Source organism: Pseudomonas sp. GV071 (assembly GCF_003050835.1).
Lineage (GTDB): Bacteria > Pseudomonadota > Gammaproteobacteria > Pseudomonadales > Pseudomonadaceae > Aquipseudomonas.
In genome coordinates this window covers 402,856-428,552 of the sequence record NZ_QAOJ01000001.1, presented here as the reverse complement: position 1 = coordinate 428,552, position 25,697 = coordinate 402,856, and the positions used below count along the sequence as shown (strand labels likewise).

Genomic DNA, 25,697 nt, shown 5'->3' with positions numbered 1-25,697 from the left:
CTGGGCCGATAACGTCAAAAACACCCTCGAATGTCACGCTCCAGCCGTTGAGCGGGGCTGGCGGCTCGGGTAAGGTCTAGGCACTCGTTGCATTCGTTACTACAAGGCCGTGCCATGACCTCCAAGCTTGAACAACTCAGCCAGTTCACCACCGTGGTTGCCGACACGGGCGATATCGATGCCATTGCCCGCCTCAAACCTGTCGACGCCACCACCAACCCTTCCCTGCTTCTGAAAGCCGCCGCCATGCCGGGCTATGCCGACCTGCTCAATCAGGCCGTGGCCGACTGCAATGGCGACCTGGGCCTGGCCAGTGACCGTTTTGGCGTGGCCGTGGGCCAGGGCATTCTCAAGGTGATTCCAGGGCGTATTTCCACCGAGGTGGATGCTCGCCTGTCGTTCGATACCGAAGCCACGCTAGCTCGCGCCTATCGCCTGGTAGACCTGTACGAAAAGGCCGGCGTGGGTCGCGAGCGCATCCTGATCAAAATCGCTTCCACCTGGGAAGGTATTCGCGCCGCCGAACAACTGGAGCGCGCCGGAATCCAGACCAACCTGACCCTGCTGTTTTCCTTCGCCCAGGCCGCCGCCTGCGCCGATGCCGGGATCTTCCTGATCTCGCCGTTCGTGGGCCGCATTTACGACTGGTACAAAAAGGCCGAAGGCCGCGACTTTGTGGGCGCCGAAGACCCGGGTGTGAAGTCGGTGACGCGCATCTACAACTACTACAAGGCCAACGATTACGGCACCGTGGTGATGGGCGCGAGCTTCCGCAATATCGGCCAGATCGAGCAATTGGCTGGCTGCGACCGCCTGACCATCAGCCCGGAACTGTTGCAGCAGCTGTCGGATGACAATGGCTCGCTGGAGCGCGTGTTGCGCGAAGGCAATCCGGGTGAACCGAAGCAAGTACCCACCGAAAGCAGCTTCCGCTGGGCGATGAACGAAGAAGCCATGTCGACCGAGAAATTGGCCGAAGGTATTCGCCAGTTCGCGCGCGATCAGGAAAAGCTCGAAGCACTGCTCGCCGCCAAACGCTGAGCAAACAAAAACGCCCAAGAGCTTTTGGCTCTTGGGCGTTTTTTATGGGCGCTTGAAAGGCGTTTAGCCGCGTTCGAGTGCGCTCACCAGATCGTGGAATTCTTCCCGATTGGATTCGTTCAGGCCCATCAGAATGCGGTGCGCTTCCAGCACTTTGGCCTTCACCACTTCTTCCGATTGATCCTGCGACGGCAGGTCCGCCAGGCTGCCTGGGCAGGCCAACGGCTGGTCGACGATATTGAACACCTGATCAAAACCCATGGATTGCAGCAAACGGGTGATGTCGGCGTGGGTCGTGACGACGGTGGGCAGCAGCCCGACCTTTTGCCGCGACAGAATCGACAACTTGGCCAGCAAGCCAAGGGTGGTGCTGTCGATGCTGCGGGTTTCCGTCAGGTCAATGACGATGGCCGAGAAGTTCAGGGCAGTGAAAATCTTCTCGATCGTGGCATCCAACGCCGAACAAAGCGTCAGGCGCACTTCACCCACGAACTTGAGAACGAAGGTGCCGTTCTGCTCAGCAAACTGAATTCTACCGGTACTCATGCAACGGTACCCTTCCGGCTCATAAGACGCGCGGTCATACAGATCATGCAAGGTTCCTGCTTAACACCAGCAAGGCGATATCATCTGGCATCTCGGCGAGATTGGCCAGCCCAAGCACCTGGCGCAAGCCATCCAGGCTGCCACCTGCCGTGCACACCAACTGTGGTAGCAACGCTTCCTTTTCTTTGAGTGTATCGCTCGGCAAAAGGTCCAAAATGCCGTCGGAAAGCAAGGTCAGGCTGAACGACTCGGGCAACTCGATCACGTGATCGCTGTAGGTTGCCTCATCAAACAGCCCCACCGGCAGGCCGCGGCCTTCCAGGTAATGCGCCTTGCCTTCGCTGTACATGATCGGCAGCGGTAAATGGCCGCCGATGCTGTACGTGAGCTTTCCACTCTGCTCGTCAATCACACCACCCAACATGGTGACGTGCTTGCCGAGTTTGCAATTGATCAAGCCGCGGTTGATGTGCCCAAGCACATCCGACGGTTTGAATTCGGGGAGCAGACCGCCACGGCGCGACTCGTACAGCAGCCGGGTGGTCATGAATTTCAGCAGTACCGTGATAAACGCCGAGGACGCGCCGTGGCCAGAAACGTCGGCCAGATAGAAGGCGATGCGGTGGTCGTCCAGACGGAAGTAATCAACGAAGTCGCCCGACAAGTACAGCGACGGGATGATCTGGTGGGCAAACTGCAGGCCGTCGACGCTCCAGGGCGTGACCGGCAGCATGTTCATCTGCACCTGGCGACCGGCGTTCTGGTCTTCTTGCAACAGGTTCAGGCTGGCTTGCAGCTCGCGGTTGGCGACTTCCAGTTTTTCCCGGTAGCGCTGGTTTTCCAGGCGCAGGTTGGCGCGGTCCAGGGCTCGGCGCACCGAGTGCTCGAGCACGGCCAGGTCTTCCAGGGGTTTGATCAGGTAGTCGGCGGCGCCCAGGCGCAAGGCCTCGACCGCATCGCTCATGACGCCAGCACCGGACACGACGATAACCGGGGTTTGCACCTCGAGCGCGTTGATCCGGCGGATCAGTTCTAAGCCGTCGACTTGCGGCATACGTAGGTCGCAGATCACCAAGTCAGGTTTTTCCTGCTCGAATATCTGCAGACCCTGCAAGCCGTTGCTAGCTTGCAGAACGCTGAAGCCACTGTCTTCCAAGTAGGCAGCCAAGCTGGCGCGCACTACTTCGTCGTCATCAATAATCAGCAGCGAGGCACTGGAATTGTGCATGGGGTACCAGGCAAACGGCGCCAGGGGTGGTTGGCGTGTACGTCAGGCCGATCAGCCGGGACGCGTGTACTAGGGAGATCATGTCAAGGCGCAGACGGTACTCCCATCCGTGCGGCGATTCAAGCTTACGCCGATCATCGTCTGATGCCTTTACAGCTGAAAGAGGCCAAGGTTATAAGGGCCATCGGAGAGTCCATAAAACCAGAGGAGCGGGTCAATGAGCCAAAGTGATCATGCCTACACCGAGAAACGCGACTACATCCGTATGCGCTTGGAAGCACCCGTTACCTTGAAACACGCCGGCCGCGACATTCCGGCCCTCTGCCTCGATCTGTCCAGCACCGGCATGCAGTTGGAAGCCGAAAGCGACGCCAAGGTGGGCGACAAGGTCCGCGTCCACATCGCATCCGAACACAACGAACTACGCGGCCTCGACGCCGAAGCCGAAGTCATCCGCGCCAGCGCGCTGGATGGCGGCAGACAATCCCTGGGGTTGGCGATTCTGTCGATGAAGTAATTCCCCGTAGCAATAAAAAAGGCGACCTTGAAGGTCGCCTTTTTTATTGCTCAAAACATCGCCCCGTAGGAGCGGCTTCAGCCGCGATGCTCTTTTCAAAGCCATCGCGGCTAAAGCCGCGCCTACAAGAGCTGCGCGTTAAAAATCATCTTCGACTTGGCCGTCTTTGACTTTGAATTCGCGCATCTGCAGATAGGCATTGCGGATAAAGCTGTACTTGTCGCCGCTGATGAACTTCTCCGCCGACAGCAGGCTGGCGCGGGTATCGATCACATCAACGCCACGGGCCACGTTACGCGCCGGCACGTCGTTGATGTACGGATAGGGTTCGAGGAAGCTGTCCGGGATCTTGCCGGAAGCGTCGCGCACGGTGCTTGGACCGAGCAGTGGCAGAACCAGGTACGGGCCGCTGTTCAGGCCCCAGGCGCCGAGGGTCTGGCCGAAGTCTTCGTCGTTGCGCTGCAGGCCCATCTTGGTGCCCACATCGAAGAAACCGAGCAGGCCGAAGGTGGTGTTGAACAGTACGCGACTGGTATCGACGCCAGCGGCTTCGACCTTGCCTTGCAGCAGGTCGTTGGCCAGGTTGCCGACGTCACCGACGTTATTGAAGATGTTGTGGATGCCGTCTTCGAGGAACTGCGGGGTGACCTTCTGGTAGCCCTGCGCCAGAGGTTTCAGGGCGTAAGTGTCGATGGTGTCGTTGAAGGTGAACACCGGGCGATTGAAGCCTTCCCACGGGTCGCTTTCTGCGGCCAGGGTTACCTGCGACAGCAGCGCCAAGCCGACACACAGGCAGAGTTGGCCAAAACGCGCGGCCCAATTGCTGGCAAACACATCCATTGCAAGGCTCCAGAGACTGAATAAGAGATCGCGCCAGGCGCGTTTTGCCAGCATAGGCGCTGGCGCAAAAGGCGCACAGTATAGGGGCTGCGGCAGGGGTTTGGCAGGTGAAGAACGACAGAAAAATCTGCCCTGGCGCGCGGTATTCTCGATAATTGTCACAAAGTATTCATCGACACGTCATCGTTGCTCACTAGTTTGCCTATAACCCCCTCGCTCGGATGCGTGCCATGCCTGCTCTCGCCTCATCGTCTGCCGACTTCACCGCTGTTCTGTTTGGCCTGTCCGGTTGTCTGGTCGACTTTGGTGCCCGCACCCTGCCCGTCACGCTGCAACGCCTATTCCCCGAGGCGGCCAATCAAGGCAGCCAGCAGCTGTCACCGCATGCCGCCCTGAGCGCCGCGCTCGGTCGGGAACCCCATAGCGCTGACCTTTCCTCGCTGCAGCAGGCCTTGCAGGATTGCGCCAACGAACACGCCCAGGTCACCCCCGGCGCTCTTCACGTATTGGAAACCTTGCAGCAACAAGGCGTGCCCTGCGCCTGGCTGGATGAACTGCCGAGTAACGCCAGCACGCAACTGGCCAGCGCCCTGCCCGCCTGGCTGCCGGGAACCGACACCAGCGCCGCCCGCCCGTGGCCAGCACCGGATGCCTGCTGGCAATCGCTGTCGGCCTTGAAGGTGAACAACCTCGATGGCTGCGTGTTGATCAGCGGCGAACCGCGCCTGCTGCAAGCCGGCCTGAATGCCGGACTGTGGACCGTCGGCCTGGCCGCCTGCGGCCCGCTCTGTGGCCAGGCACCGGATGACTGGCAGGCGCTGCCGGCGCCGGAGCGGGATCACCTGCGCGCCCAAGCCACCCTGAGCCTGTACCGCCTGGGCGTGCACTCGGTGATCGACCAGTTGGCCGACCTTGGCCCCAGCCTGGCAGACCTGGCCCAGCGCCGGCACAAGGGCGAAAAGCCCTGACCTGTTACATCTTCGTCTGCCCTGGATCAGGCAAAGCGCCAGGCCATGGATTACCCTCAACGCTAGAACCTTTGGCTGCGGCCCGGGGTCAATGCTGTTGCCTATCACAGAGGGAGAAACACCATGCCTGCCCGCGAATTGCAGCACCAACTGGACTTACTGCGCGAGCAACTGCAAAGCGAGCCCCCGGTTTCCGCCGAGCAACGCGAAGAACTCGCCGCCCTGGCGCAACAGATCGAACTGCAGCTGGCGCGCGAAGCCAGCGCTCCGGATACCAACCTGGTGGATGGGGTAAACCTCGCCGTCGAACGTTTTGAAGTTGAACACCCGACCATCGCCGGCACCTTGCGCAATATTGTGCAGAGCCTGGTGAGCATGGGGATCTAAGCCCTGAGCCCAACAAAAAGCCCCGACATGTGCGGGGCTTTTTGTTGGGGCAAAAATCATCGAGGCGCAAGCCTCTCCCAAATAAGATCACCGTTTAATTAATGGAACAAATTCTTGGTAAAATGATAGATAAAAATATTTTAGAAAAATTAATACATTTAAGCGAAAATAATATTACTTCCGAAAATTGGATAAATTGGTGGAAACAAAATGAGCCTCTAGTTAAAAAAGAGATTTCTCCAGGTTGGTTTTTAAAGATAAAACCTAAAATGGCTCAAGGAATTGATGGAGCAACTTTAATATCCCAAAACAATGCAAAAGAATTTTTAAGATCTATTAATCAAGATTTTAATGCTAAGTCTGAAAATAATTATAAGTTGAATTGGGAAAAAAGCATTACTGGTTTAAGCGAGAAAGAAGAAAATGACTTCAAAATTTATTTTGAGCATAATTTTAAAAATTTAGATAAAGAATATCCAAACCTATATTTTGCTATAAAAAATAACTTTAAAGGGGTTGGGGATACTATAAAAAGAGAATTTTCAAAAGAGGATATATTAGAAAAGTCTATTTCAAATTTTTTAACTGAAGAAATTATAATCTATTTCAGTAACATTTCATTGTTGCAATTCGAGGGGTTGTTTGTTGATTTTCAGTTAATTGAATTGAATGATGACGAGTATTTAAAATTCGGAGAATTATGGCTTCATAACGACGGGGATGAAATTTTAATTAAGAGAAATAGTAACGAAGTATATCTTCATAATATTGGATCAAAACAGATTAAGCTCTTAAATAGTTCATTTCATAATTTTATAGACTTTACATTAGCTAATTTTATAAATGATAATTAAACCCTCGCTGTTTTTGGGACGGAAGTGTTCTTATCCACGAGTGGAAATACGACCAAAAAGATTTGTGGGAGAGGCTTCAGCCTCGATTGGTCTCAAGTCGAACCCTATTGGCGAACCAACCGGCGATTGTCCGGCTGGATGGCCGCCAAGCTGCGATACGGGTTGATATCCAACCCACCCCGGCGCACATAGCGCGCATACACCGTCAGGCTCTCCGGCTGCAGCAACCGCTGCAAGTCGAGGAAGATCCGCTCCACACACTGCTCATGGAAGTCCGCGTGCTGGCGAAAGCTCACCAGATACGCCAACAGGCTGGCGGCATCCAGCGCAGGGCCTTTGTAGCTGACCACCACGGTGCCCCAGTCTGGCTGGCCAGTGACCGGGCAATTGGATTTCAGCAGGTGGCTGTGCAGGCTTTCTTCCACAACGCGGCTGCTGTCGCAACGCAGCAGTTCCGGCTGCGGCTGCGCGTAGTTGCTGATGGCCACATCCAGCTCATCGATGCACTGCCCCGGCAAGGCGCTGACGCCTTCCGCTTGCACGTCAGCCAGGCTGCGCACCCGCACACCCACAGGCTTTCCAGCAGCTGAGCTGAGGTCTTTTTCCAGTACCGCCTGCAACTCGGCCGGCGTGGCGAACACGCTCTGGTTCAGCGAGTTGAGGTACAGCTTGAACGACTTCGACTCGATGATATTCGGCGAGTCAGCCGGGATGGCGAATTCGCCAATGGCCACCACCGGTTTGCCCGAAGGCAGCAGCCAGGACAGCTCGAAGCAGTTCCAGAAATCCACGCCCTGATACGGCAAGGTCTCTGCAGTGAGACCCAGCTCGGCCCATTTCGGCGCGCGAGGAATCGGGTACAGCAAGGACGGCGTATAGGTGGCGATGTACTCGCTGGCCTTGCCCAGAGGGGAATGTTCGACGGCGGGATGCATGGCGGCGACCTGAATGAAAAAACGCGGCAAGTGTATACAACTTGCCGCGTTTTTTTAACCGACAGCCTGCCTTACTGGCGCATGCCGCGACCGCTGACCAGCAAACGCACGCAGGCGATGTACAGCACAGTGGTGGCAGCCAGCATAAAGGCGATGGCGATACTGATGCGGATATCCGAGACGCCGAGAATGCCGTAGCGGAAGGCGTTGACCATGTGCAGCACCGGGTTGGCCAGCGACACGGTCTGCCAGAACGGCGGCAACAGGTTGATCGAGTAGAACACCCCACCCAGGTAGGTCAGCGGCGTCAGGACGAAGGTCGGGATTATCGAGATGTCATCAAAGTTGCGTGCGTACACGGCGTTGATAAAGCCGCACAGCGAAAAGATCGTCGCCGTCAGCAATACCACCAGCACGGTGATGCCCAAGTGGTGCACCTGCAACTTGGTGAAGAACAGCGACAGGATGGTGACGATAACGCCCACCGCCAAGCCGCGCAGCACGCCGCCCACCACGTAACCGATGAGGATGGTGTGTGGCGACACCGGCGCCACCATCAGCTCCTCCACCGAGCGCTGGAACTTGCTGCCGAAGAAGCTCGACACCACGTTGCCGTAGGCGTTGGTGATCACCGACATCATGATCAGGCCGGGCACGATGTACTGCATATAGGTGAAGCCACCCATATCGCCGATCTGCCGGCCGATCAGGTTGCCGAAGATGACGAAGTACAAAACCATGGTGATCGCTGGCGGCAGCAGGGTTTGCGGCCAGATCCGCGTGAAGCGGCGCACTTCGCGGTAGACGATGGTCTGCAGCGCCACCCAGTTGGCCTGCAGTTCGCTGTTCAGATACTCGGGCTTCATACCGCCACCTTCGCCAGGTTTTTCTCCACCAGGGACACGAACAGCTCCTCCAGGCGATTGGTTTTATTGCGCATGCTCAGCACCTGAATGTTCTGCTCGGCCAGTTGGCGGAACAGCTCGCTGATGCCCAGGCTTTTTTCCACTTGCACCGACAGGGTGTGGTCATCCACCAACTGCGCGGGATAGCCCGGCAGGTTCGGCAGCAGGGTCAGCGAATCCTTCAGGTCGAGCAGGAAGGTTTCCACATGCAACTTCTTCAGCAGCGAACGCATGCTGGTGTTCTCGACGATCCGCCCGTGGTCGATGATGCCGATGTTGCGGCACAGCTGTTCGGCCTCTTCCAGGTAGTGGGTGGTGAGGATGATGCTGATGCCCTGCTGGTTCAGCTCGGTGAGGAAGGTCCACATCGAGCGGCGCAGTTCGATATCCACGCCGGCGGTGGGCTCATCGAGAATCAACAGGCGCGGCTGGTGAATCAGCGCGCGGGCAATCATCAGCCGGCGCTTCATGCCGCCGGACAGTTCACGGGAGGCCGAATTGCGCTTGTCCCACAAGCCCAGCTGGGTCAGGTACTGCTCGGCGCGCTCTTTGGCGATGCGCAGCGGAATGCCGTAGTAACCGGCTTGGGTCACGACGATGTCGAAGACCTTCTCGAACTGGTTGAAGTTGAATTCCTGCGGCACCACACCCAGGCAGCGCTTGAGCTGCGAGGGTTCGCGGTCGAGGTCATGGCCGAACACATTGACCGTGCCGCTGGACTTGGTCACCAGGGTCGACAGAATGCCGATGGTGGTGGATTTGCCGGCACCGTTGGGGCCGAGCAAGGCGAAAAAGTCGCCTTCGGCTACATCCAGATCAATACCGTGCAGTGCTTGAAAGCCGTTGCCGTACGTCTTGGTCAGGCCACGGATAGACAGGGCAGAACTCATAGGAAATACACACTTGTAATAGAAAAAGTGGAGCGGGAAACGGCGACGCAGTTTAGCGCCATAACGCCAGGTCGCCGAATCGTTTCCCGGGCTGAATTTTTATCGTCAGGTCAACGCCGTCATCACCGCAGCCTGATACGCAGGCCGCTCTTTAAGCCGCTCGTACCAGGCTTGCAGATTAGGTAATGAGGGGCGTTCGATGGGCATTTCAAACCACGCATAGATAGCGGAGCCTAGCGGAATATCGCCCATGCCGAAGGTGGCACCGGACAGATAGGGTTGCGAAGCCAAGGCTGCGTCAGGGATGGCCAACAACTCGCCACAGCGCTTGATCGCGGCAGTAATCACTTCCTGGTTACGCTGCTCGGGCGGCGTGCGCACGGTGACCCAGAACACATCGCGAAACGGCGCAGCCAAGGTGGAACTGGCCCAGTCCATCCACTTGTCGGCCTGCGCGCGCTCACCGGGATCGCTGGCGTAAAGCACACCGTCAGCGTACTTGGCAGCCAGGTAACGCACGATGGCGTTGGACTCCCACAGCACCAGGCCGTCGTCTTCAATCACCGGCACCAGACCATTGGGGTTCATCGCGCGGTAGTGGGCATCGTTCACAACCCCGAACGCGCCACCGGCGTCCTGTCGCGTGTACGGCACACCTGCCTCTTCTGCGGCCCAAAGCGCCTTGCGCACGTTGCCGGAATTCTTACGACCCCAAATCGTCAGCATCGGTCTGTTTCCTTCTGTGTCAGAAATTCTGCCCTGGCATCCTACCTGCCTGAGCCGAAGAAAACAGACGTGGAAATTGATGTTGGCTATCGAGGCCCTTCATGGTTTGCGCGTTTCAGCCGACGATTTCCTTGTGCATATCGCCCATCACCAGCGGCGCGTCGTCGCTAAACAGGTGCGGGTAGCAGTGCTGCAGATGGCCGAAGAACAGCTGCTCCGGCAGGTCGGCGAACTGGCCGTGGTCGACCAGGTATTCCATGTGCCGCTGCCCGGCTTCGTTGTAGGGCTGAAATACGCTGTCGGTGAGCCCGTCGAACTCCAGCGGCGCCACCTTGAACAGCTGACACAGAGTCAGGTTGAACGCCGGCGTGGCTTTCACCCACCGGCCTTCCAGGTACAGCTCGGTGTAGCCGTGCATGGCGAACACTTCGCTGCGCAGCGCTTCGAGCAGGCGTGGGGTGGACAGGTGATTGCGCACATCCGCCAGGCCAATACGCGAAGGAATGCCGCAATGCCGGGCGCAGGCGGCGAGCAAGGTGGCCTTGGGCACGCAGTAGCTTTCGCCCGCGTGCAAGGCAGCGCTGCCTTTCAGGGTGTCGGGGTCGCGACTGAAGCTGTAGGGGTTGTAGCGAATCTGGTCGCGCACGGCGTAGTAAAGACTGACCGCCTGGTCACGTAATTCGGTGCTTTGACCGCGATTATCTTGTGCGAACTCAACTACCCGAGGGTGGTCACTATCAATGAAGCGGCCGGGGGCAAGGTACTCGCGCATGGGGCTCTCCTGAGGGCTACCGGGTGGTGCCAGGCTCAGTCTAACCACCCCCAATCGACCGCGCTCACGACGATCAGGCCAAGCTCGGCGCTCTTCTCGCCAGCGCCAACTACGCTAAGCGCAGTTGGCTCCCGGCCTGCCGTCTCATGGAGGAATTTGCATGCTCGCTGTCTGGTTACTGGTTTTAGTGGTGGGGGTCGCCGTACTCGCCCACCGTCGCGTCTCTCCCCTGCCCGCCCTTGGAATCACCGCCGTCTTTCTGGTGGTGATGGGCATCTATAGCCACGCGCCGACCTGGTTGCTGGCCATTCTCTGGCTGCTGGTAATCGCCATTACTGTGCCCTTGGTACTGCCGGACCTGCGCCGCAAGCTGTTTACGGCGCCGCTGTTCGCCTGGTTCCAGAAAGTGCTGCCGCCGATGTCGGAAACCGAAAAGGACGCCATCGAAGCCGGCACCGTATGGTGGGACGGCCATCTGTTCAGCGGTCGCCCGGACTGGGACACCTTGCTGGCCTACCCCAAGGCGCAGCTCACTGCAGAAGAACAGGCCTTTATCGACGGCCCCACTGAAGAACTGTGCGCGATGGTCACCGACTGGGACATCGGCCAACAGATGGACCTGCCGGAAAAAGCCTGGCAGCACATCAAGCAGCACGGTTTTTTCGCCCTGATCATCCCCAAGGAGTTCGGCGGCAAGGGCTTTTCAGCTTATGCCCACTCGCAAGTGGCGATGAAACTCGCCACCCGCAGCGGCGACCTGGCCTCCACCGTAATGGTGCCCAACTCCCTCGGTCCGGCCGAACTGTTGCTGCACTACGGCACCGACGAGCAGCGCCAGCATTACCTGCCGCGCCTGGCCCGCGGTGACGATATCCCCTGCTTCGCCCTCACCGGCCCGCTGGCTGGCTCCGATGCCGGCGCCATGCCCGATGTCGGCATCATCTGCAAAGGCCAGTGGAACGGTGAGGAAGTCATCGGCCTGCGTCTGACCTGGGAAAAGCGCTATATCACCCTCGGCCCCGTCGCCACCCTGCTCGGCCTGGCGTTCAAGGCCTATGACCCTGAGCACCTGCTGGGCGAGGAAGAAGACCTGGGCATCAGTCTGGCGCTGATTCCCACCGACACCCCCGGGGTGGAAATCGGCCGTCGCCACCTGCCGCTGGGCGCTGCGTTCATGAACGGTCCAAACTCCGGCAAGGACGTGTTTGTACCACTGGACTTCCTCATCGGCGGTCAGCCTATGCTCGGCAAGGGCTGGATGATGCTGATGAACTGCCTGTCGGTGGGCCGCTCCATCTCCCTGCCCGCTGTCGGCACCGGCGCCGCCAAATACACCAGCCTGGTCACCGGCCAATACAGCCAGGTGCGTGAGCAATTCAACGTGCCACTGGCCGCCTTCGAAGGTATTCAGGAAGCACTGGCACGCATCGGCGGCAACGCCTGGATGATGGACGCCGCGCGCATCCTCACCGCCAACGCGGTCGACCTTGGCGAAAAACCGTCAGTACTCTCGGCGATTCTCAAATACCACCTCACCGAGCGCGGCCGCGAGTGCATCAGCCACGCCATGGACGTACATGGCGGCAAGGGCATCATCATGGGCCCGAACAACTACCTGGGCCGTTCGTGGCAAGGTGCGCCGATCTTCATCACCGTGGAAGGCGCGAACATTCTGTCGCGCAACCTGATGATCTTTGGTCAGGGTGCGATTCGTTGCCACCCCTATGTATTGAAGGAAATGGCCCTGGCCGGCCGCGAAGACCGTGACCAAGCCCTGGTGGAATTCGATGACCTGCTGATGCAGCACATCGGTTTTGCCATCAGCAATGCCGCCAGCAGCCTGATTCTCAGCCTGACCTTCGGCAAACTCGGCAAGGTGCCGGGCGACAACTTCAGCCAGCCGTACTTTCGCGCTCTGAACCGCCTGGCAGCGGCCTTCGCCATGCTCGCCGACTTCAGCATGATGTTGCTCGGCGGTGAGCTGAAACGCCGTGAACGCTTGTCGGCTCGCCTGGGCGATGTGCTCAGCAACCTGTACCTGGGCTCGGCGGCGCTCAAGCGCTACCACGATCTGGATTACCCGGAGCATCTGCGCCCTTCCGTAGCCTGGGCCCTGGAGGAAAGTCTGGGCAAGGCCGAGCAGGCGCTGGCTGACCTGCTGGAGAATTTCCCCAATCGCTTCTTTGGCTGCGCGCTGAGCCTGCTGGTGTTCCCGTTTGGCCGTCGCCACAAAGGCCCATCGGATGCCCTGGACGCCGAGATCGCCGGCATCATCGGCCGCCCGGCCGGCGACCCGGCGCTGGAATCGGTGCTGGCTGGCTGCTACCGCCCACAAGCGCCAACCGATGCGGTCGGCGCGCTGCAGCATGCTGTGAACCTGCTGGGCGCCAGCCATGGGCTGTCGAAAAAGCTGCATGTGGCGGTGAAAGAAGGACGCCTGACGGCAAAACCAGGCGAAAGCCTGATCGATGCGGCCGTGACGGCTGGCGTGTTGCAAGCCGAAGAAGCGCAGAACTTGCGCGAAGCTGAGGCGGCGCGGCGTCGGGTGATTGATGTCGACGACTACGCGAAGGAAGATCTCAAGTTGAGTCGCGGCAAGATCCGTTAACCAGCCCGGCTGGTCGCAACAGGACAACGGGCGCGGAGGCCTTTATACTTCGCGCCCGTTTTTGCTTCTGAGGAACCGCCCATGTCCAGCCCCTACCTCGATCACCATCTGACCCTGCTGGCACACCTGCGCAGCATTCTGGTGGCACTGGGCGAAGCCGAACAGGTTCCCGAAGAAAGCCACTATTTGTTCCTTGAGCGCTTCGACGAACTGCTCACCCTGCTACCGCAAGAGCCGGAGCAAAGCCTGTACCTGGGCCAGGACCTGATGTGCCAGGTAATTCACCGCTACCCGCAAATCGCCCACTTGGTACCGCGCGACCTGCTGTGGTTCTTTGGTGGCGACTGCCTGCACTTTATGCCCGACGAAGAGATCACCCTGTTCCAGGCCCTCGACGAGCGCCGCTTTGAAGCCGAGCAGAACGACGAACCGTTCGACTGGGAGCGCGAAAAGCAATTCCTCGCCATTCCCCAGGAAAGCGCCAAGCACTAACGGCTCCGCACAAAAAAGCCCGCTCGGCCGTCCAGCCAAGCGGGCTTTTTTATCGCCACCAGCACGGCAGCTTTTTTCCGCACACACAAAAACGCCGCTCAATGAGCGGCGTTTTTGTTTATTTGGAGCGGGAAACGAGACTCGAACTCGCGACCCCGACCTTGGCAAGGTCGTGCTCTACCAACTGAGCTATTCCCGCGGTACATCTACAACTTGAAGTGGCGTCCCCTAGGGGACTCGAACCCCTGTTACCGCCGTGAAAGGGCGGTGTCCTAGGCCACTAGACGAAGGGGACATCAACCTTTTTACCAGCAACGCTTTACAGCACTGCCTTTGAATTTGGAGCGGGAAACGAGACTCGAACTCGCGACCCCGACCTTGGCAAGGTCGTGCTCTACCAACTGAGCTATTCCCGCATCTACATCTATACCGCTTGGAAAATGGCGTCCCCTAGGGGACTCGAACCCCTGTTACCGCCGTGAAAGGGCGGTGTCCTAGGCCACTAGACGAAGGGGACACAGGTTGTGCATGACGCACATTTTCCAACCTTCGAAGCGTCTGCTTGTTGCCTTACGCTGCGAAGTGGCGCGAATTCTAGGGAGCCTTTCGAAGGTCGTCAACACTTGAGTGAAAATTAATTTAAATCAATGACTTCTGTGTAGAAGTTGGCCGGTGTCTATCCGCGATAGCACATAGGCACTACACTCCGGCAAAACTCCAGTAGTCGAGAGGTTGTAAAGGTGTCCCCACTCGTGATCACTCTACTGATCGTAGCCGGCATCGTGGTGCTGTTCCTGATCGGCTATATCAACCATATGGTAGAGAACAATAAGCTGGAGAAGGCCCGCCTCAAGGCAGACCTCGCCGACCGCATTCGGCGCTGTAACGATGTCTCCGACTCCCTCCCCGGCCAATTCATGAGCCCGGCGCTCAAGCAACTGCTCAACCGCTTCATGCTGCAATTTGCCGAACGTCTACTGACGGTCGACAAGAACATCGCCGGGGTCAAAGACCGCGTCGAAGAGCTGCGCGGCCTGACTGCCCAGGGCGATGCCATTGTGGTGCGCAACCCGGTGCAACAGATCGTCAACGAAGCCCGCGCCAAGGAAATACGCCTGACCCTCGAAACCCTGCACGGCCTGATCACCCGCGCCGCCCAGGAAAACCTGCTGCCCCAGGGCGAAGCCAAGCAGTGGCTGCAAGAGGTCCGGCACATTCTGGTGCAGCTGCATATCGAGCTGTTCACCAATGCCGGCCAGAACGCCATGCAGCAAGGCCAGCCCGGCCATGCCCGCCTGGCCTTCGAACGCGGCGTGCAGTACATCCGCAAGCAGCCGGACGCCAAACGCTACCTGGCCCCGCTCAGCGTCCTGGAAAAGCAGCTGGCGCGCGCCAACACCATGGTCCTGGAAAACAACAAACCGGTTACCGATGAAGCCAACGAGCTCACCGACGGCTTGAAGTCCATGGATGGCGATGACGACTGGAAGAAAAAGAACATGTACGACTGAGCCCATTCCAGCGCCCACAAAAAAGCCCGGTCTCGAACCGGGCTTTTTTGTGGGCGCTGGAATGTTGGGCTTCGCCTTTGGCTCAACCCAACCTACGCGCTCCCTGAACCGTAGGTTGGGTTGAGTGCAACGAAGCCCAACTCGATCTCAGCACTCAGTCAGACGCAGAAAAATCGCCGCCAGTTGTTCGATGCCGCGCTGATCCACTTCGGTGAAACGCGCCAGCTTGGGGCTATCCAGGTCCAGCACGCCAATCAGACGCCCATCCTTGACCAAGGGCACCACCAGCTCGCTGTTGGAAGCACTGTCGCAGGCAATGTGGCCTGGGAACGCATGCACGTCTTCAACGCGCTGGGTCTGCAGGCTGCTCGCTGCCGCGCCGCATACGCCCTTGCCGAACGGGATGCGTACGCAGGCCACTTGGCCCTGGAACGGCCCCAGCACCAGTTGTTCCTGCTTGTTGAGGTAGAAACCGGCCCAGTTGAGGTCCTCCAGCTGGGTATAAAGGAACGCGGAAAACTGCGCGGCATTGGCGACGAAGTCGCGTTCATCCGCGAGCAGGGCTTCCAGCTGCGCAGCCAGCAGGCCGTAGCCTTCCAGGCCAGCGCCGGTATTTTGCAGATCGATCACGACTGTTTCTCCAGTAATTGCAGGCCCACCCAATTGCGGGCGAACTGATAGGCACAACGGCCGTTACGGTTGCCACGGCTGGTGGCGTAGCGTGCGGCAAGCACGCCCAATTCTTCACTCCACTGCCACTCGAGGCCGGCCTGTTTGGCCAGCACGCCGATCCAGTGGCGCACCACGTCGTGGAAGTGCTCCTGGGTGAACGGGTAGAACGACAGCCACAGGCCAAAGCGGTCGGACAGGGCAATTTTGTCTTCCACCGCTTCGCTGGGGTGCAGCTCGCCGTTGACCATCTTGCTGTCGAGGTTGTCGCTCTCTTTTTCCGGCACCAGGTGGCGGCGGTTGGAGGTGGCGTACAGCAGCACGTTGTCCGGCGCGCGCTCCAGCGAGCCGTCGAGCACGCTCTTGAGCACGCGGTAGTCGCCCTCGCCCGCTTCAAACGAGAGGTCATCGCAGAACAGCACAAAACGCTGTGGCAGCTTGGCGATCAGCTCGACGATGCGCGGCAGGTCGGCCAGATAGTCGCGCTCGATCTCGATCAGGCGCAGCCCGGAGCCAGCGAGTTCCGCCAGCAGCGCGCGCACCAGCGACGACTTTCCGGTGCCGCGCGCGCCCCACAGCAAGGCATGGTTGGCCGGCAGGCCGGCAACGAACTGGCGGGTGTTGCGAGCCAGGTGGTCGCGCTGGGTGTCGACACCGATCAGGTCGGTGAGGCGCATGTCCAGGCTCACCTGCAACGGTTGCAAGTACCCGCCGCGCCCCTCACGGTGCCAACGGGCGGCGACGGTGTCGTTCCAGTCCAGCGCCACACGCAGGGTCGGCAGCAACGGATCGAGGCGCGCCAACACGGCATCGGCACGTTCCAGAAAGGCATTCAAACGGGAGTCCACGACTTACTCCTTAACAGGGGAAAAACGCGATGCGGGCCAGGCAAGCAGCAAATCTATTCAGCTATGCTTGCCAGGTGCTCAGAGACGAGGCCGGCTCACTACTCTATGGATATAACGCTCACCCATCGCCTGTCATTCAAACAGGCCAGCCTGACGGTTCTCGTGGCGTTGATCCTCGGCACCTTGCTCAGCCTGCTGCAGGTGAGCAGCGATTATGCCAGCGAAGACGCCTCGATCAACCGCGAGATACACGCATTGCTGGAGATCAGCCATAACCCGGCGACCCGCATTGCCTACAACATCGACACCGAGCTGGCCCAGGAACTGGTCGCCGGCTTGTTGCGTTCGCCCGCGGTGATCAGCGCGCAGATAGTCGATGACACCGGCACCAGCCTGGCCAGCGCCAAACGGCCACGCATCAACAGCCCCTATCGCTGGTTCAGCGACCGCCTGTTCGGCCAGAGCCGGCACTTCGAAGACCCACTGTTCGTAAATCACTCGCCACAGGAAACCATCGGTCTGCTGCGCCTGGAGGTGGACACTTTCGCCTTCGGCGATAACTTCCTGCGCCGCTCTCTGGTGACCCTGCTCAGCGGCTTCGCCTACAGCCTGTTGCTGTCGCTGATTCTGCTGGTGGTGTTCTATTTCATGCTGACCAAGCCGCTCACCGACGTGATCCAGGCCATCAGCGCCCGCGACCTGCGCCGCCCGACCCGGCAAAAGCTGCCCTGCCCGGCCGGCCACGAAAACGATGAGATCGGCATTCTGGTGGACGTCACCAATCAGCAGCTGTCGAGCCTTTCGGAAGAAGTCGAACACCGGCGCAAGGCCGAAGACCAACTGACCCAGTACCTCGGCGAGCTGGAAAACATCATCTCGGCGCGCACCAACGAACTGAAAGCCAGTAACACCCGCCTGACCCTGTCTAACCAGGAGCTGGAAACCGCCCGCGCCCAGGCTAATCAGATGGCCATGGCCCGCGCGACCTTTCTGGCCAACATGAGCCATGAGATCCGCACCCCGCTCAACGGCCTGCTGGGCATGCTCGGACTGACCCTGGACAGCCACCTGAGCGCCGAACAACGCCAGCAACTGAGCATCGCCCACAACTCTGGCAAGGTGCTGGTGGAGCTGCTCAACGACATTCTCGACCTGTCCAAATTCGAGGCCGGGCAACTGGAGCTGGAGGCGATTCCGTTCGATTTCGCCACCCTGGTGGAAGACACCGCCAACCTGCTGTCACAAAACGCCGCCAGCAATGTCGAACTCACCTGCCTGATCGACACTCGCCTGCCGGCGCTGTTTCTCGGCGACCCGACACGGGTGCGCCAGGTGGTCAGCAACCTGCTGTCCAACGCGCTGAAGTTCACCCACAGCGGCCGCGTCGATATCCGCCTGAGTTACACCGATCCGGGCGTGCGCATCACCGTCACCGACAGCGGCATCGGCATTGCCGAAGACGCCCAGGCGCGGATCTTCCAGCCTTTCGCCCAAGCCGGCGCCACCATCACCCGCCAGTACGGCGGCACCGGCCTGGGTCTAGCCCTGACCCGTCAGCTGTGCGAAGCCATGCGCGGCACCCTGACGCTGAAATCCAAGCTGGGCGAAGGCAGTCAGTTCTGCGTCGAGCTGCCGCTGCCGAGCGCGGCGCCGCCAGCGTTGCTGCCGGCCCTGCACGGTCGGGTGGTGGCCCTGTGCAGCGCAGAGAGTGGTCTGGCCGACCTGCTGCATAACCTGCTGCCGTGCTGGGGTCTGAACTACCAACGGCTGGACAGCTGCAGCGCACAACCACTGGCGACCGCCGACCTGGTGATCACCGACCACGCCGAAGAATTGGCCAGCCTGCGTGAGCACTTCAAACACACAGTACTGTTCATCAGCGCCTACGGCAGTTTTCTGCCCAGCGAACAGGCCAGCACCCTTGCACCCATTTTGCAGCTGCCGCGGCCACTGGCCCGCGCCGCCTTGCACAAGGCCCTGCAGCGCTCGCTCGAACCCGGAGGCGAGCCTATCGCCGCGCCAGTCCCGCAAGGCTCACCGGTGGCGCTGGAACAGAAAAGGGTGCTGCTGGTGGAAGACAACCCGGTCAACCAACTGGTGGCCAAAGGCATGCTGAGCAAGGCCGGTTGTGAAGTGCTGCTGGCGATCAATGGTGCCGAAGCACTCGAGGTGCTGGAACACGAGCAGATCGACCTGGTGCTGATGGACTGCAATATGCCGGTGATGGATGGCTACGAAGCCACCAGAAGAATTCGCCAACAGTCGCGCTGGAGCGACTTGCCGATCATTGCCCTGACCGCCAATGCCCTGCCGGATGAGCGCGAGCGCTGCACCGCAGCGGGCATGAACGATTATTTGGCCAAGCCGTTTCGCCGCGACGAACTGATCGCCCTGCTCAGCCAGTGGTTGCCGGCTACGGCGCTGCTATAACGCGGTCCAGCAGGCCACCGAGCTGGTCGCGCAAGCCATCCAGTTCATCCAGGTTAAAGCCGCTGTCACACAACAGCTGTTGCTTGAGCGGCAACACCTGGTCTTTCAGTGCCGCGCCCTCGGTGGTTAACCCCAGATGCACTTCGCGCTCGTCGCGGGCGCTGCGCTGGCGGGCCACCAGGCCCAGTTGCTCAAGGCGCTTGAGCAACGGCGTGAGGGTGCCGGAATCGAGCAACAAGCGCTCGCCCAGGGCCTTCACCGTTGGCTGCTCGGGCGGCGTCTGCTGCCACTCCCACAACACCAGCATGGCCAGGTATTGCGGGTAGGTCAGGCCAAGCTGATCGAGCATCGGCTTATAGCCACGGATCACCGCGCGCGAGGCGGCATACAGCTTGAAACACAGCTGATTGTCGAGTTGCAGCGCGGTGGCGGCGTCCAGGTGAATGGCCGCGGGTGGGACGTGCGGTTGACTCATGGGCAAAGGCTCACTTGAGCAGCGCTTCGATCTCGCTGGTCAATTCTTCCGGTTTGGTCAGGGGGGCAAAACGCTTGACCACTTTACCGTCCGCACCGATCAGAAACTTGGTGAAGTTCCACTTCACTCCCTGGCTGCCAAGCAAACCGGGTGCGCGCTTTTTCAGCTGGACGAACAACGGATGGGCATCGGCGCCATTGACGTCGATCTTCTTGAACAGCGGAAAACTCACGCCGTAGTTCAGCTCGCAGAACTCGGAAATCGCCCCTTCGTTGCCGGGCTCCTGCTTGCCGAACTGGTTGCAGGGGAAACCGAGAATCACCAGCCCCTGGTCTTTATAGGTCTGCCACAACTCTTCCAGGCCTTTGTACTGCGGAGTGAAGCCGCATTTGCTGGCGGTGTTGACCACCAGAACGGCCTTGCCGCCGAAATCGGCGAGGGTCTTTTGCTCACCTTTGATGGTGGTCGCGGGAATGCTGAACAGCGTATCGCTCATGGCAGTTGTTCCTATAGAGGTGATGGGGACGGCAAACAAGATAGCTAACGATTAAATTGCACGCAATTTAAATTACGCCCGCACCAGATCGCGCGGTGTCGCTGCCGGCCGGATAACGTCCAACAACAAGGCCAACACCACTGCCCCACCACCGATCCCAAACAGCAGCGTGTAATTGCCGCCACTGGCCGCGTACAAGTATGAGTAAGCGTAGCCGGCCAGTGCCTGAAACAGCGCAAACGCCGTGGTGGCGCGGCTCCAGGCATGGTTTTGAGCGCCGAGGTCACCCGGCAGCAGGTGCTGGATGCGCCCCAGGTTGACCGGCACGATGCCCGGCGGAAACGAGCCGATCACCAACACCGCCACCACCAATGCCGGCACGCTGTGGTTCAGCGCCAGCAAGGCAATCGCCACGGCCTGGATAACCAGGACTACGCGGCTGGTGGTGGCAAAGCCGATGCGGTCGGCCAAAGCGCCGTAGACCATCGGCCCGAGAATCGCGCCAATGCCATACACCACCCAGACCATTGCGCCCCAATGCGCGCCCCATTGCAGACCGCGGGCGACGTAGTCCACCAGGAACACCATCATCGGCACCAGGGCCACCGCCATCAGCGCGTATTGGGCGTAGAGCAGTTTCATCGCCGACGAGGTTTTACCTTCGGCGCCTGCCGCCTCCACAGCAGGGGTGCTTGGCAGCGTCGGCCAGCCGCTCCAACTGGTGGCGGTCAGCAGCGCCGACAACACACCCAAACCGATCCAGGTTTGCTGCAAGCCAAGGTTGAGCAACAGCGGCACCAAGGTGCCGGAAGCGGCTATACCCAGACCCAGCCCGAGGAAGATCGCGCCACTGGCCAGCCCCTTGCGGGCGCCGGGAATAAACGGCAGCACGCTGGTGGCCGCCAGCACCATGATTGCCCCGCCCGCCAGACCGGACACGAAACGCCAGGCGAAGACCCACAACACCGACACTGGAAACGCACAGGCCAGAAACGCCAGCGAAGCCAGGGCCATCATCAGCCGCAACGTCCAAGGCCCGCCCAAACGTCGGGCGATGGGTCGCCCGCTGAGGGCACCGGCGAGGTAACCCACCAGGTTGGCGGCGCCGAGGTACATCACATCGTTGGCGGCAAACCACTGCGCCTCGATCAAAGACGGAATCAACGGTGTGTAGGCAAATCGCGCCAGGCCGATACCTACCAGGCTGGCACACAGGCCGGCGATGATGGCGTGCATCACGCTGGGTTGGCGGGGGCTGTCTTCGTGGGTGACGCTGTGGGGACTGGGCATACAGAGCTCGCTTGGCAAAAGGCTGATCGGCTGTCCGCGCCATCTTTGACATACCTGTCATGCTTGCTAGTGTTGTGAGCAACAGAGCGCCTGTCAAGGCAATATTGACAACACTGTCAAACAAGGTTGAAATCAGCGCCATGGTCGGAATCCGTCAATTCAACGAAGAACAAACCCTGGAGCGCGCGCTGGAAGTTTTCTGGCGCAAAGGCTACGGGGCCACCTCCATGCCGGAACTGGCGGAGGCCACCGGCGTGCTGCGCGGTTCGCTGTACAACGCCTATGGCGACAAGCAGGGCCTGTTTCTCGCCGTGTTCGCCCGCTACCAGCAAGGTTTTCTGGCGGCGGCCTGCGAAACCCTCAAACCTGCTGATACCCGCACTGCGCTTAAGGCCTTCTTCAGCTTTGCCATTGCCTCGATGAAATCCGGCGAGGCGGCCCGTGGCTGCCTGTCGACGAAAACCACAGTCGATGAAAACGCCAGCGCCGAACCGATTCGCGACGTGCTGCGGGGCATGGTCGACGGCCTGGAGAACTTGCTGGCCGAGCGCCTGCGCCAAGCCACTGAGCCCTTGGCATTGCCGATAGCCGATGCGGCGCGGTTGCTGGTCACCCTTACCCGCGGCACCGTGGTGATCGAGCGCTTGTACCCCGACAGCGAACGCCTGCAAGCCACCGCCGATGCGCTGGTGGACCTGATTGTGCCGCCACCCTTGCCCGTTTAATCCGCCTGACACACCTCACGCACACAGGCCCGCAGCCAACGGTGCGCCGGGTCGGCGTCCTGGCGCGGATGCCAAAGCATGGCCACCGAAAACTCCGGCACCGTCAGCGGTAACTCGAAGCTGTACATGCCATCGCGCAACACGCCGCTATGGCGTTCCGGCACGGTTGCCACCAGGTCGCTGCTGCGAGCCAGAGCCAAGGCACTGGCAAACCCGCCCACCATCGCCGGAATGTCACGGGCGAGCCCCATCTGCTGCAAGACCTCATCCACCACCGCCACCTTGTGGCTGCGCCGCGCCACCTGCACATGCTGGGCAGCGACATACCGGGCGGCGCTGATCGTGCCCGTACCAAGCGGATGACCGGCACGCACCACGCCGATAAAACGGTCTTGAAACAAGCGCTGAGTAATCAGCTCGGGGCTGGCTTCTGGCCCAACCACAGTGGTTTCCAGATCGACCTCGCCGTCACGCAGCAAGGTGCTGTGTTTGTCGAGTTTGGGCCTAAAACGCAGCCGCACGCCTGGCGCCTCTCGGCGCAATCGCGCAAACAACGCCGCGCCGAAGTTTTCCACGAAACCTTCGCTGTTACGCAGGGTAAAAGTGCGCTGCAACTGCAGCAGGTTCACCTGTTGCACCGGCCGCAGCACAGCCTCGGCGCTCTGCACCAGCTCGCGCACTTGTTCACGCAATTGCAGCGCCCGGGGCGTCGGCACCAAGCCGCGGCCAGCGCGCACCAGCAGCGGGTCGCCGGTGGTTTCGCGCAGCCGTGCCAGGGCCCGACTCATGGCCGAAGGGCTGAGCTGCAGGCGCTGCGCGGCGCCGGCCACGCTGCCTTCGGCCAGCAACGCATCCAGGGTGACCAGCAAATTCAAATCCGGCAGCGACATGGGCGCCTCATCGAGATAGAGCGTTTGGTGCACTAATACTATGCAACCCATGCGTCTTCCGCCATGTATTGCACCCACCTAAAGTGCCCGAACACCTTAGAAGCGGAGCGCCCATGTCAGCCCTCAACCACCGCCAAGCCCTGTTCACCCTGGGCCTGGCCACCCTGCTTTCGGCCCTCGGCAGCAGCATCGCCAATGTGGCGTTACCGACACTGGTGACGGCGTTTGAAACCTCACTCTCGGCCGTGCAATGGGTAGTGCTGGCCTATCTGCTGACCATCACCACATTGGTTGTCAGCGCCGGTCGTCTGGGCGATCTTTTCGGTCGGAGGCGGGTTCTGGTGATCGGTTTACTGCTGTTCAGCCTGGGCTCTGGCTGCTGTGCAGCTGCGCCGAATCTTGGCTGGCTGATCGCTGCACGTGCTCTACAAGGGCTAGGCGCAGCGGCGATGATGGCGTTGCCGTTGGCGCTGGTGGCTGACACGGTCGACAAAGCGCGCACCGGCCACGCCATGGGTTTGCTGGGCACGTTGTCTGCTGTGGGCACAGCGTTGGGTCCTTCACTGGGTGGCGTATTGATTGCCTGGCTTGGCTGGCGCTGGCTGTTCGCCTTGTGCGTACCGTTGGGGCTGATCGCCGCCCTGCTCGCTCAGCGCTGCCTAGCGCCAGCGGCGCAGACGGCAAAGCAGGCTGGTTTCGACGCCATGGGCACGATCATCCTGAGCCTGACGCTGGCAACCTATGCGCTGGCGATGACCCACACCCTACCGTTCAGGCCGCTGCTGCTGGTAGCAGCCGCCGCCGGCTCAGCGCTGTTTATCTGGCATCAGCGGCGCGCCCACTTTCCACTGCTCGACCTGTCGCTATTTGCCGACACCGCCCGCAGCCGTGCACTCCTCATGGCAGCCTTGGTGGCTGCGGTGATCATGTCGACCCTGGTGGTTGGCCCGTTCTACCTCAGCCAGGGGCTTGGCCTGAACGCGGCGCTGACTGGCTTGGTCATGGCAGCCGGCCCCGCCATGGCAGCGCTGAGTTGCCTACCCGCGGGTCACCTCACCGAGCGTTTTGGCGCGGCCCGCATCACTCGCTTGGGTTTACTGCTGATGGCCTGCGGCTGCCTGGCCTTGGCACTGCTTCCACAATCAACGGGTGTGGGCGGCTATCTCGTTCCGTTGCTGGTGACGACAGCGGGCTACGCCCTGTTTCAGACAGCCAACAACACCGTGGTAATGGCCTCGATCGGCACCCATCAGCGTGGCGCCCTCGCCGGCCTGCTCAACCTGGCGCGCAACCTGGGTCTGATTACCGGCGCCTCCGCCTTGGGGGCGGTGTTTATCAGCGCCGCCATGGGCGCGACCGCGACATCAGGTCTGCATATGAGCTTTGCCGTAGCGTTGGGCTTGGTGCTACTGGCCCTGGCGTGCAGCTGCCGCCCTTACGCACGGGCGCAAGCTACAGCCGATTGAGTTTTGTTGAGGTTGTAGTGCGCGATCAGGCGCATCACATAACCGATTTTCAGCGCGGTCGGACCAAGAATCACCCCGGCATGGGCCGCCACCAGGGTCGGCAGATTCAAACTGCCTTCGTAGCCGTAGGCGACGAACACGCCGATCAGCAGTAACGCCAGGCCGCCGGTCAGCAATTGGTTGGAGATACACAGAACGTTTTTTGGGCTGCTCAGGTAAGTAAACATGATCCATTCTCCGCTTGAGTGTGGGGAAGTCTTTCCTTCCGTACTCAAGAGATATCAGGATATGTGCCAACTTTTATTATTATATAAATCAACAGGTTAAAAATTTAGTGTCAAAACGACACAAGACAGAAAAGAGTCATAGAGACACATAGAAGTCATAATGACCAACAACACCCGATGCTGGCTACCGCCTATACTGCCTCCATCTCCCTCGACGGAATCCGCCATGCGGCTCCCCCCTACCGGCCTGCTAATCGGGCTATTCGCCTGCGGCGCCCTCGCCCAGCAGCCCAGTGTTGACCTCTATATTCCCGACGCCATGCCACTGGTTGCCGCGCAAGACGCCATGGGCCACGGCATGATCGGTGACGTGGCACTGGAAGCGCTGAAGCGTGCCGGGTACCAGGTGACCATCAAGACCGAACCCTGGCTACGCGCGCAGAAACGCGTGCGCGAGGGTAAAAATCTGCTGCTGGTACCGCTGTCACGCACCCCTGAACGAGAAGACAAATACACCTGGGCAGCTTCGGTATTTCCCTTGCCACGGGCCTTCTTCACCTTCGACACACCAGTACAGAGCTTCGAAGAAGCCCGCACCCGCTATAAACGCATCGGCGTCAGCATCGGCACGGCCCAGGAAGAAATTCTCCGCGCCCACGGGTTCAGCCGCGAGCAGATTTACTCCCTGCAACTGGGCGATCACCCACTGAAACTGCTGGAGTTGAACCGCATCGATGCCTGGTTCACCACCGCACCCGAAGGCCAGTACCACTGGACGCGCACCAGCACTCGGCCACTGCTGAAGAGCCCGGAAATGGCAGCGACCGACATGTACGTGGCGTGCTCGAAAACCTGCGATGCGGCGTTGGTACAGGCGCTGCGCAAAGCCGTCGAAGCCATGCGCGCCGATGGCAGCATCAAGCGCATCACCACCCGTTACCTGGGCCCTAACCCCCCGTAG

Annotated in this window: 27 protein-coding genes and 4 tRNA genes; 12 read left to right on the top strand and 19 right to left on the bottom strand. The window is 60.1% G+C overall.

Annotated elements, in window-relative coordinates:
- Positions 1–114: 114 nt before the first annotated feature.
- The gene (gene tal / locus C8K61_RS01855) at positions 115–1,041 is read left to right on the top strand and encodes a transaldolase (protein WP_108094469.1); all 927 of its coding nucleotides are present in this window, start codon (positions 115–117) and stop codon (positions 1,039–1,041) included.
- Positions 1,042–1,104: 63 nt separating this feature from the next.
- Here tal and rssC read toward each other — a convergent pair whose 3' ends face one another.
- Both rssC and rssB read right to left on the bottom strand, forming a co-directional pair.
- Entirely contained in the window at positions 1,105–1,587 is a 483-nt protein-coding gene (gene rssC / locus C8K61_RS01850; protein WP_108094468.1) for an anti-sigma factor antagonist RssC, read from the bottom strand.
- 43 nt (positions 1,588–1,630) lie between these two features.
- Positions 1,631–2,815 carry a two-component system response regulator RssB gene (gene rssB / locus C8K61_RS01845; RefSeq protein ID WP_108094467.1) on the bottom strand — a complete coding sequence of 395 codons (1,185 nt, stop codon included), beginning with the start codon at positions 2,813–2,815 and terminating at the stop codon, positions 1,631–1,633.
- 217 nt (positions 2,816–3,032) lie between these two features.
- Here rssB and C8K61_RS01840 point away from each other — a divergent pair, with 217 nt between their 5' ends.
- Positions 3,033–3,332: a PilZ domain-containing protein gene (locus tag C8K61_RS01840; protein WP_108094466.1), complete on the top strand. Its 300-nt coding sequence runs from the start codon at positions 3,033–3,035 to the stop codon at positions 3,330–3,332.
- Between the two features lie 138 nt (positions 3,333–3,470).
- Here C8K61_RS01840 and C8K61_RS01835 read toward each other — a convergent pair whose 3' ends face one another.
- Positions 3,471–4,172, bottom strand: a complete 702-nt coding sequence (locus C8K61_RS01835) for a VacJ family lipoprotein (protein WP_108094465.1) — start codon at positions 4,170–4,172, stop codon at positions 3,471–3,473.
- A 230-nt stretch (positions 4,173–4,402) separates the two neighbouring features.
- Between C8K61_RS01835 and C8K61_RS01830 the strand changes: the two genes are divergently transcribed.
- The 3 genes from C8K61_RS01830 to C8K61_RS01820 all read left to right on the top strand — a co-directional run bounded on the left by C8K61_RS01830 (position 4,403) and on the right by C8K61_RS01820 (position 6,381).
- Positions 4,403–5,140, top strand: coding sequence for a phosphatase (locus tag C8K61_RS01830; RefSeq protein ID WP_108094464.1), 738 nt, complete (start codon positions 4,403–4,405; stop codon positions 5,138–5,140).
- A gap of 123 nt (positions 5,141–5,263) precedes the next feature.
- Positions 5,264–5,527, top strand: coding sequence for a DUF4404 family protein (locus tag C8K61_RS01825; RefSeq protein ID WP_108094463.1), 264 nt, complete (start codon positions 5,264–5,266; stop codon positions 5,525–5,527).
- A 101-nt stretch (positions 5,528–5,628) separates the two neighbouring features.
- Positions 5,629–6,381, top strand: coding sequence for a hypothetical protein (locus tag C8K61_RS01820; RefSeq protein ID WP_146174263.1), 753 nt, complete (start codon positions 5,629–5,631; stop codon positions 6,379–6,381).
- A gap of 104 nt (positions 6,382–6,485) precedes the next feature.
- Here the strand turns inward: C8K61_RS01820 and queF are convergent, their stop codons facing one another.
- From queF to C8K61_RS01795, 5 genes are all read right to left on the bottom strand, one after another.
- The gene (gene queF, locus C8K61_RS01815) at positions 6,486–7,316 is read right to left on the bottom strand and encodes an NADPH-dependent 7-cyano-7-deazaguanine reductase QueF (RefSeq protein ID WP_108094884.1); all 831 of its coding nucleotides are present in this window, start codon (positions 7,314–7,316) and stop codon (positions 6,486–6,488) included.
- A 71-nt stretch (positions 7,317–7,387) separates the two neighbouring features.
- Entirely contained in the window at positions 7,388–8,167 is a 780-nt protein-coding gene (locus C8K61_RS01810; RefSeq protein ID WP_108094885.1) for an ABC transporter permease, read from the bottom strand.
- A gap of 11 nt (positions 8,168–8,178) precedes the next feature.
- A complete protein-coding gene (locus tag C8K61_RS01805; RefSeq protein WP_108094461.1) occupies positions 8,179–9,111 on the bottom strand; it encodes an ABC transporter ATP-binding protein in 933 nt (310 codons plus the stop codon).
- A 105-nt stretch (positions 9,112–9,216) separates the two neighbouring features.
- Positions 9,217–9,837 (bottom strand): glutathione S-transferase family protein, encoded by a 621-nt coding sequence (locus C8K61_RS01800; RefSeq protein ID WP_108094460.1) that lies wholly within the window; start codon positions 9,835–9,837, stop codon positions 9,217–9,219.
- Between the two features lie 115 nt (positions 9,838–9,952).
- The gene (locus C8K61_RS01795; RefSeq protein WP_108094459.1) at positions 9,953–10,609 is read right to left on the bottom strand and encodes a transglutaminase family protein; all 657 of its coding nucleotides are present in this window, start codon (positions 10,607–10,609) and stop codon (positions 9,953–9,955) included.
- 160 nt (positions 10,610–10,769) lie between these two features.
- On the opposite strand from C8K61_RS01795, the gene C8K61_RS01790 reads away from it, so the two are divergent.
- Both C8K61_RS01790 and C8K61_RS01785 read left to right on the top strand, forming a co-directional pair.
- The gene (locus C8K61_RS01790; RefSeq protein WP_108094458.1) at positions 10,770–13,217 is read left to right on the top strand and encodes an acyl-CoA dehydrogenase; all 2,448 of its coding nucleotides are present in this window, start codon (positions 10,770–10,772) and stop codon (positions 13,215–13,217) included.
- Between the two features lie 81 nt (positions 13,218–13,298).
- A complete protein-coding gene (locus tag C8K61_RS01785) occupies positions 13,299–13,709 on the top strand; it encodes a PA2817 family protein (protein ID WP_108094457.1) in 411 nt (136 codons plus the stop codon).
- Between the two features lie 123 nt (positions 13,710–13,832).
- Here C8K61_RS01785 and C8K61_RS01780 read toward each other — a convergent pair.
- The 4 genes from C8K61_RS01780 to C8K61_RS01765 all read right to left on the bottom strand — a co-directional run bounded on the left by C8K61_RS01780 (position 13,833) and on the right by C8K61_RS01765 (position 14,226).
- A tRNA-Gly gene (locus C8K61_RS01780) sits at positions 13,833–13,908 on the bottom strand.
- Positions 13,909–13,928: 20 nt separating this feature from the next.
- Positions 13,929–14,004, bottom strand: a tRNA-Glu gene (locus C8K61_RS01775).
- Between the two features lie 45 nt (positions 14,005–14,049).
- Positions 14,050–14,125: transfer RNA gene (locus C8K61_RS01770), tRNA-Gly, on the bottom strand.
- Positions 14,126–14,150: 25 nt separating this feature from the next.
- A tRNA-Glu gene (locus C8K61_RS01765) sits at positions 14,151–14,226 on the bottom strand.
- A gap of 223 nt (positions 14,227–14,449) precedes the next feature.
- Between C8K61_RS01765 and C8K61_RS01760 the strand changes: the two genes are divergently transcribed.
- Positions 14,450–15,220 (top strand): hypothetical protein, encoded by a 771-nt coding sequence (locus C8K61_RS01760; RefSeq protein WP_108094456.1) that lies wholly within the window; start codon positions 14,450–14,452, stop codon positions 15,218–15,220.
- Between the two features lie 147 nt (positions 15,221–15,367).
- Here C8K61_RS01760 and C8K61_RS01755 read toward each other — a convergent pair whose 3' ends face one another.
- Positions 15,368–15,850: a GAF domain-containing protein gene (locus C8K61_RS01755; protein WP_108094455.1), complete on the bottom strand. Its 483-nt coding sequence runs from the start codon at positions 15,848–15,850 to the stop codon at positions 15,368–15,370.
- Positions 15,847–16,737: an ATP-binding protein gene (locus C8K61_RS01750; protein ID WP_108094454.1), complete on the bottom strand. Its 891-nt coding sequence runs from the start codon at positions 16,735–16,737 to the stop codon at positions 15,847–15,849. Before C8K61_RS01750 ends, C8K61_RS01755 begins: the two co-directional genes overlap by 4 nt.
- Before the next feature lie 105 nt (positions 16,738–16,842).
- On the opposite strand from C8K61_RS01750, the gene C8K61_RS01745 reads away from it, so the two are divergent.
- Positions 16,843–19,167 carry an ATP-binding protein gene (locus C8K61_RS01745; RefSeq protein ID WP_108094453.1) on the top strand — a complete coding sequence of 775 codons (2,325 nt, stop codon included), beginning with the start codon at positions 16,843–16,845 and terminating at the stop codon, positions 19,165–19,167.
- Here the strand turns inward: C8K61_RS01745 and C8K61_RS01740 are convergent.
- The 3 genes from C8K61_RS01740 to C8K61_RS01730 all read right to left on the bottom strand — a co-directional run bounded on the left by C8K61_RS01740 (position 19,151) and on the right by C8K61_RS01730 (position 21,428).
- The gene (locus C8K61_RS01740; RefSeq protein ID WP_108094452.1) at positions 19,151–19,642 is read right to left on the bottom strand and encodes a MarR family winged helix-turn-helix transcriptional regulator; all 492 of its coding nucleotides are present in this window, start codon (positions 19,640–19,642) and stop codon (positions 19,151–19,153) included. The genes C8K61_RS01745 and C8K61_RS01740 overlap by 17 nt on opposite strands.
- Positions 19,643–19,652: 10 nt before the next feature.
- Positions 19,653–20,138 (bottom strand): glutathione peroxidase, encoded by a 486-nt coding sequence (locus C8K61_RS01735; RefSeq protein WP_108094451.1) that lies wholly within the window; start codon positions 20,136–20,138, stop codon positions 19,653–19,655.
- A 72-nt stretch (positions 20,139–20,210) separates the two neighbouring features.
- On the bottom strand, positions 20,211–21,428 hold the full coding sequence (locus C8K61_RS01730; protein ID WP_371919958.1) for a YbfB/YjiJ family MFS transporter: 1,218 nt from the start codon (positions 21,426–21,428) through the stop codon (positions 20,211–20,213).
- 140 nt (positions 21,429–21,568) lie between these two features.
- Here C8K61_RS01730 and C8K61_RS01725 point away from each other — a divergent pair, with 140 nt between their 5' ends.
- A complete protein-coding gene (locus tag C8K61_RS01725; RefSeq protein ID WP_108094450.1) occupies positions 21,569–22,153 on the top strand; it encodes a TetR/AcrR family transcriptional regulator in 585 nt (194 codons plus the stop codon).
- Here the strand turns inward: C8K61_RS01725 and C8K61_RS01720 are convergent.
- Positions 22,150–23,043: a LysR family transcriptional regulator gene (locus C8K61_RS01720; RefSeq protein ID WP_108094449.1), complete on the bottom strand. Its 894-nt coding sequence runs from the start codon at positions 23,041–23,043 to the stop codon at positions 22,150–22,152. The genes C8K61_RS01725 and C8K61_RS01720 overlap by 4 nt on opposite strands.
- A 113-nt stretch (positions 23,044–23,156) precedes the next feature.
- On the opposite strand from C8K61_RS01720, the gene C8K61_RS01715 reads away from it, so the two are divergent.
- Entirely contained in the window at positions 23,157–24,509 is a 1,353-nt protein-coding gene (locus C8K61_RS01715; protein WP_108094448.1) for an MFS transporter, read from the top strand.
- On the opposite strand, the gene C8K61_RS01710 is transcribed toward C8K61_RS01715, so the two are convergent.
- Positions 24,479–24,736, bottom strand: a complete 258-nt coding sequence (locus tag C8K61_RS01710) for a transmembrane sensor/regulator PpyR (protein ID WP_108094447.1) — start codon at positions 24,734–24,736, stop codon at positions 24,479–24,481. The genes C8K61_RS01715 and C8K61_RS01710 overlap by 31 nt on opposite strands.
- 226 nt (positions 24,737–24,962) lie before the next feature.
- On the opposite strand from C8K61_RS01710, the gene C8K61_RS01705 reads away from it, so the two are divergent.
- Entirely contained in the window at positions 24,963–25,697 is a 735-nt protein-coding gene (locus C8K61_RS01705; RefSeq protein WP_108094446.1) for an ABC transporter substrate-binding protein, read from the top strand.

Excerpts from the sequence above, each read along its gene's own strand:
- tal (WP_108094469.1), top strand. The coding sequence starts at position 115 with ATGACCTCCAAGCTTGAACAACTCAGCCAGTTCACCACCGTGGTTGCC.
- rssC (WP_108094468.1), bottom strand. The coding sequence starts at position 1,587 with ATGAGTACCGGTAGAATTCAGTTTGCTGAGCAGAACGGCACCTTCGTT.
- rssB (WP_108094467.1), bottom strand. The coding sequence starts at position 2,815 with ATGCACAATTCCAGTGCCTCGCTGCTGATTATTGATGACGACGAAGTA.
- C8K61_RS01840 (WP_108094466.1), top strand. The coding sequence starts at position 3,033 with ATGAGCCAAAGTGATCATGCCTACACCGAGAAACGCGACTACATCCGT.
- C8K61_RS01835 (WP_108094465.1), bottom strand. The coding sequence starts at position 4,172 with ATGGATGTGTTTGCCAGCAATTGGGCCGCGCGTTTTGGCCAACTCTGC.
- C8K61_RS01830 (WP_108094464.1), top strand. The coding sequence starts at position 4,403 with ATGCCTGCTCTCGCCTCATCGTCTGCCGACTTCACCGCTGTTCTGTTT.
- C8K61_RS01825 (WP_108094463.1), top strand. The coding sequence starts at position 5,264 with ATGCCTGCCCGCGAATTGCAGCACCAACTGGACTTACTGCGCGAGCAA.
- C8K61_RS01820 (WP_146174263.1), top strand. The coding sequence starts at position 5,629 with ATGGAACAAATTCTTGGTAAAATGATAGATAAAAATATTTTAGAAAAA.
- queF (WP_108094884.1), bottom strand. The coding sequence starts at position 7,316 with ATGCATCCCGCCGTCGAACATTCCCCTCTGGGCAAGGCCAGCGAGTAC.
- C8K61_RS01805 (WP_108094461.1), bottom strand. The coding sequence starts at position 9,111 with ATGAGTTCTGCCCTGTCTATCCGTGGCCTGACCAAGACGTACGGCAAC.
- C8K61_RS01800 (WP_108094460.1), bottom strand. The coding sequence starts at position 9,837 with ATGCTGACGATTTGGGGTCGTAAGAATTCCGGCAACGTGCGCAAGGCG.
- C8K61_RS01795 (WP_108094459.1), bottom strand. The coding sequence starts at position 10,609 with ATGCGCGAGTACCTTGCCCCCGGCCGCTTCATTGATAGTGACCACCCT.
- C8K61_RS01790 (WP_108094458.1), top strand. The coding sequence starts at position 10,770 with ATGCTCGCTGTCTGGTTACTGGTTTTAGTGGTGGGGGTCGCCGTACTC.
- C8K61_RS01785 (WP_108094457.1), top strand. The coding sequence starts at position 13,299 with ATGTCCAGCCCCTACCTCGATCACCATCTGACCCTGCTGGCACACCTG.
- C8K61_RS01745 (WP_108094453.1), top strand. The coding sequence starts at position 16,843 with ATGGATATAACGCTCACCCATCGCCTGTCATTCAAACAGGCCAGCCTG.
- C8K61_RS01740 (WP_108094452.1), bottom strand. The coding sequence starts at position 19,642 with ATGAGTCAACCGCACGTCCCACCCGCGGCCATTCACCTGGACGCCGCC.
- C8K61_RS01735 (WP_108094451.1), bottom strand. The coding sequence starts at position 20,138 with ATGAGCGATACGCTGTTCAGCATTCCCGCGACCACCATCAAAGGTGAG.
- C8K61_RS01730 (WP_371919958.1), bottom strand. The coding sequence starts at position 21,428 with ATGCCCAGTCCCCACAGCGTCACCCACGAAGACAGCCCCCGCCAACCC.
- C8K61_RS01725 (WP_108094450.1), top strand. The coding sequence starts at position 21,569 with ATGGTCGGAATCCGTCAATTCAACGAAGAACAAACCCTGGAGCGCGCG.
- C8K61_RS01720 (WP_108094449.1), bottom strand. The coding sequence starts at position 23,043 with ATGTCGCTGCCGGATTTGAATTTGCTGGTCACCCTGGATGCGTTGCTG.
- C8K61_RS01715 (WP_108094448.1), top strand. The coding sequence starts at position 23,157 with ATGTCAGCCCTCAACCACCGCCAAGCCCTGTTCACCCTGGGCCTGGCC.
- C8K61_RS01710 (WP_108094447.1), bottom strand. The coding sequence starts at position 24,736 with ATGTTTACTTACCTGAGCAGCCCAAAAAACGTTCTGTGTATCTCCAAC.
- C8K61_RS01705 (WP_108094446.1), top strand. The coding sequence starts at position 24,963 with ATGCGGCTCCCCCCTACCGGCCTGCTAATCGGGCTATTCGCCTGCGGC.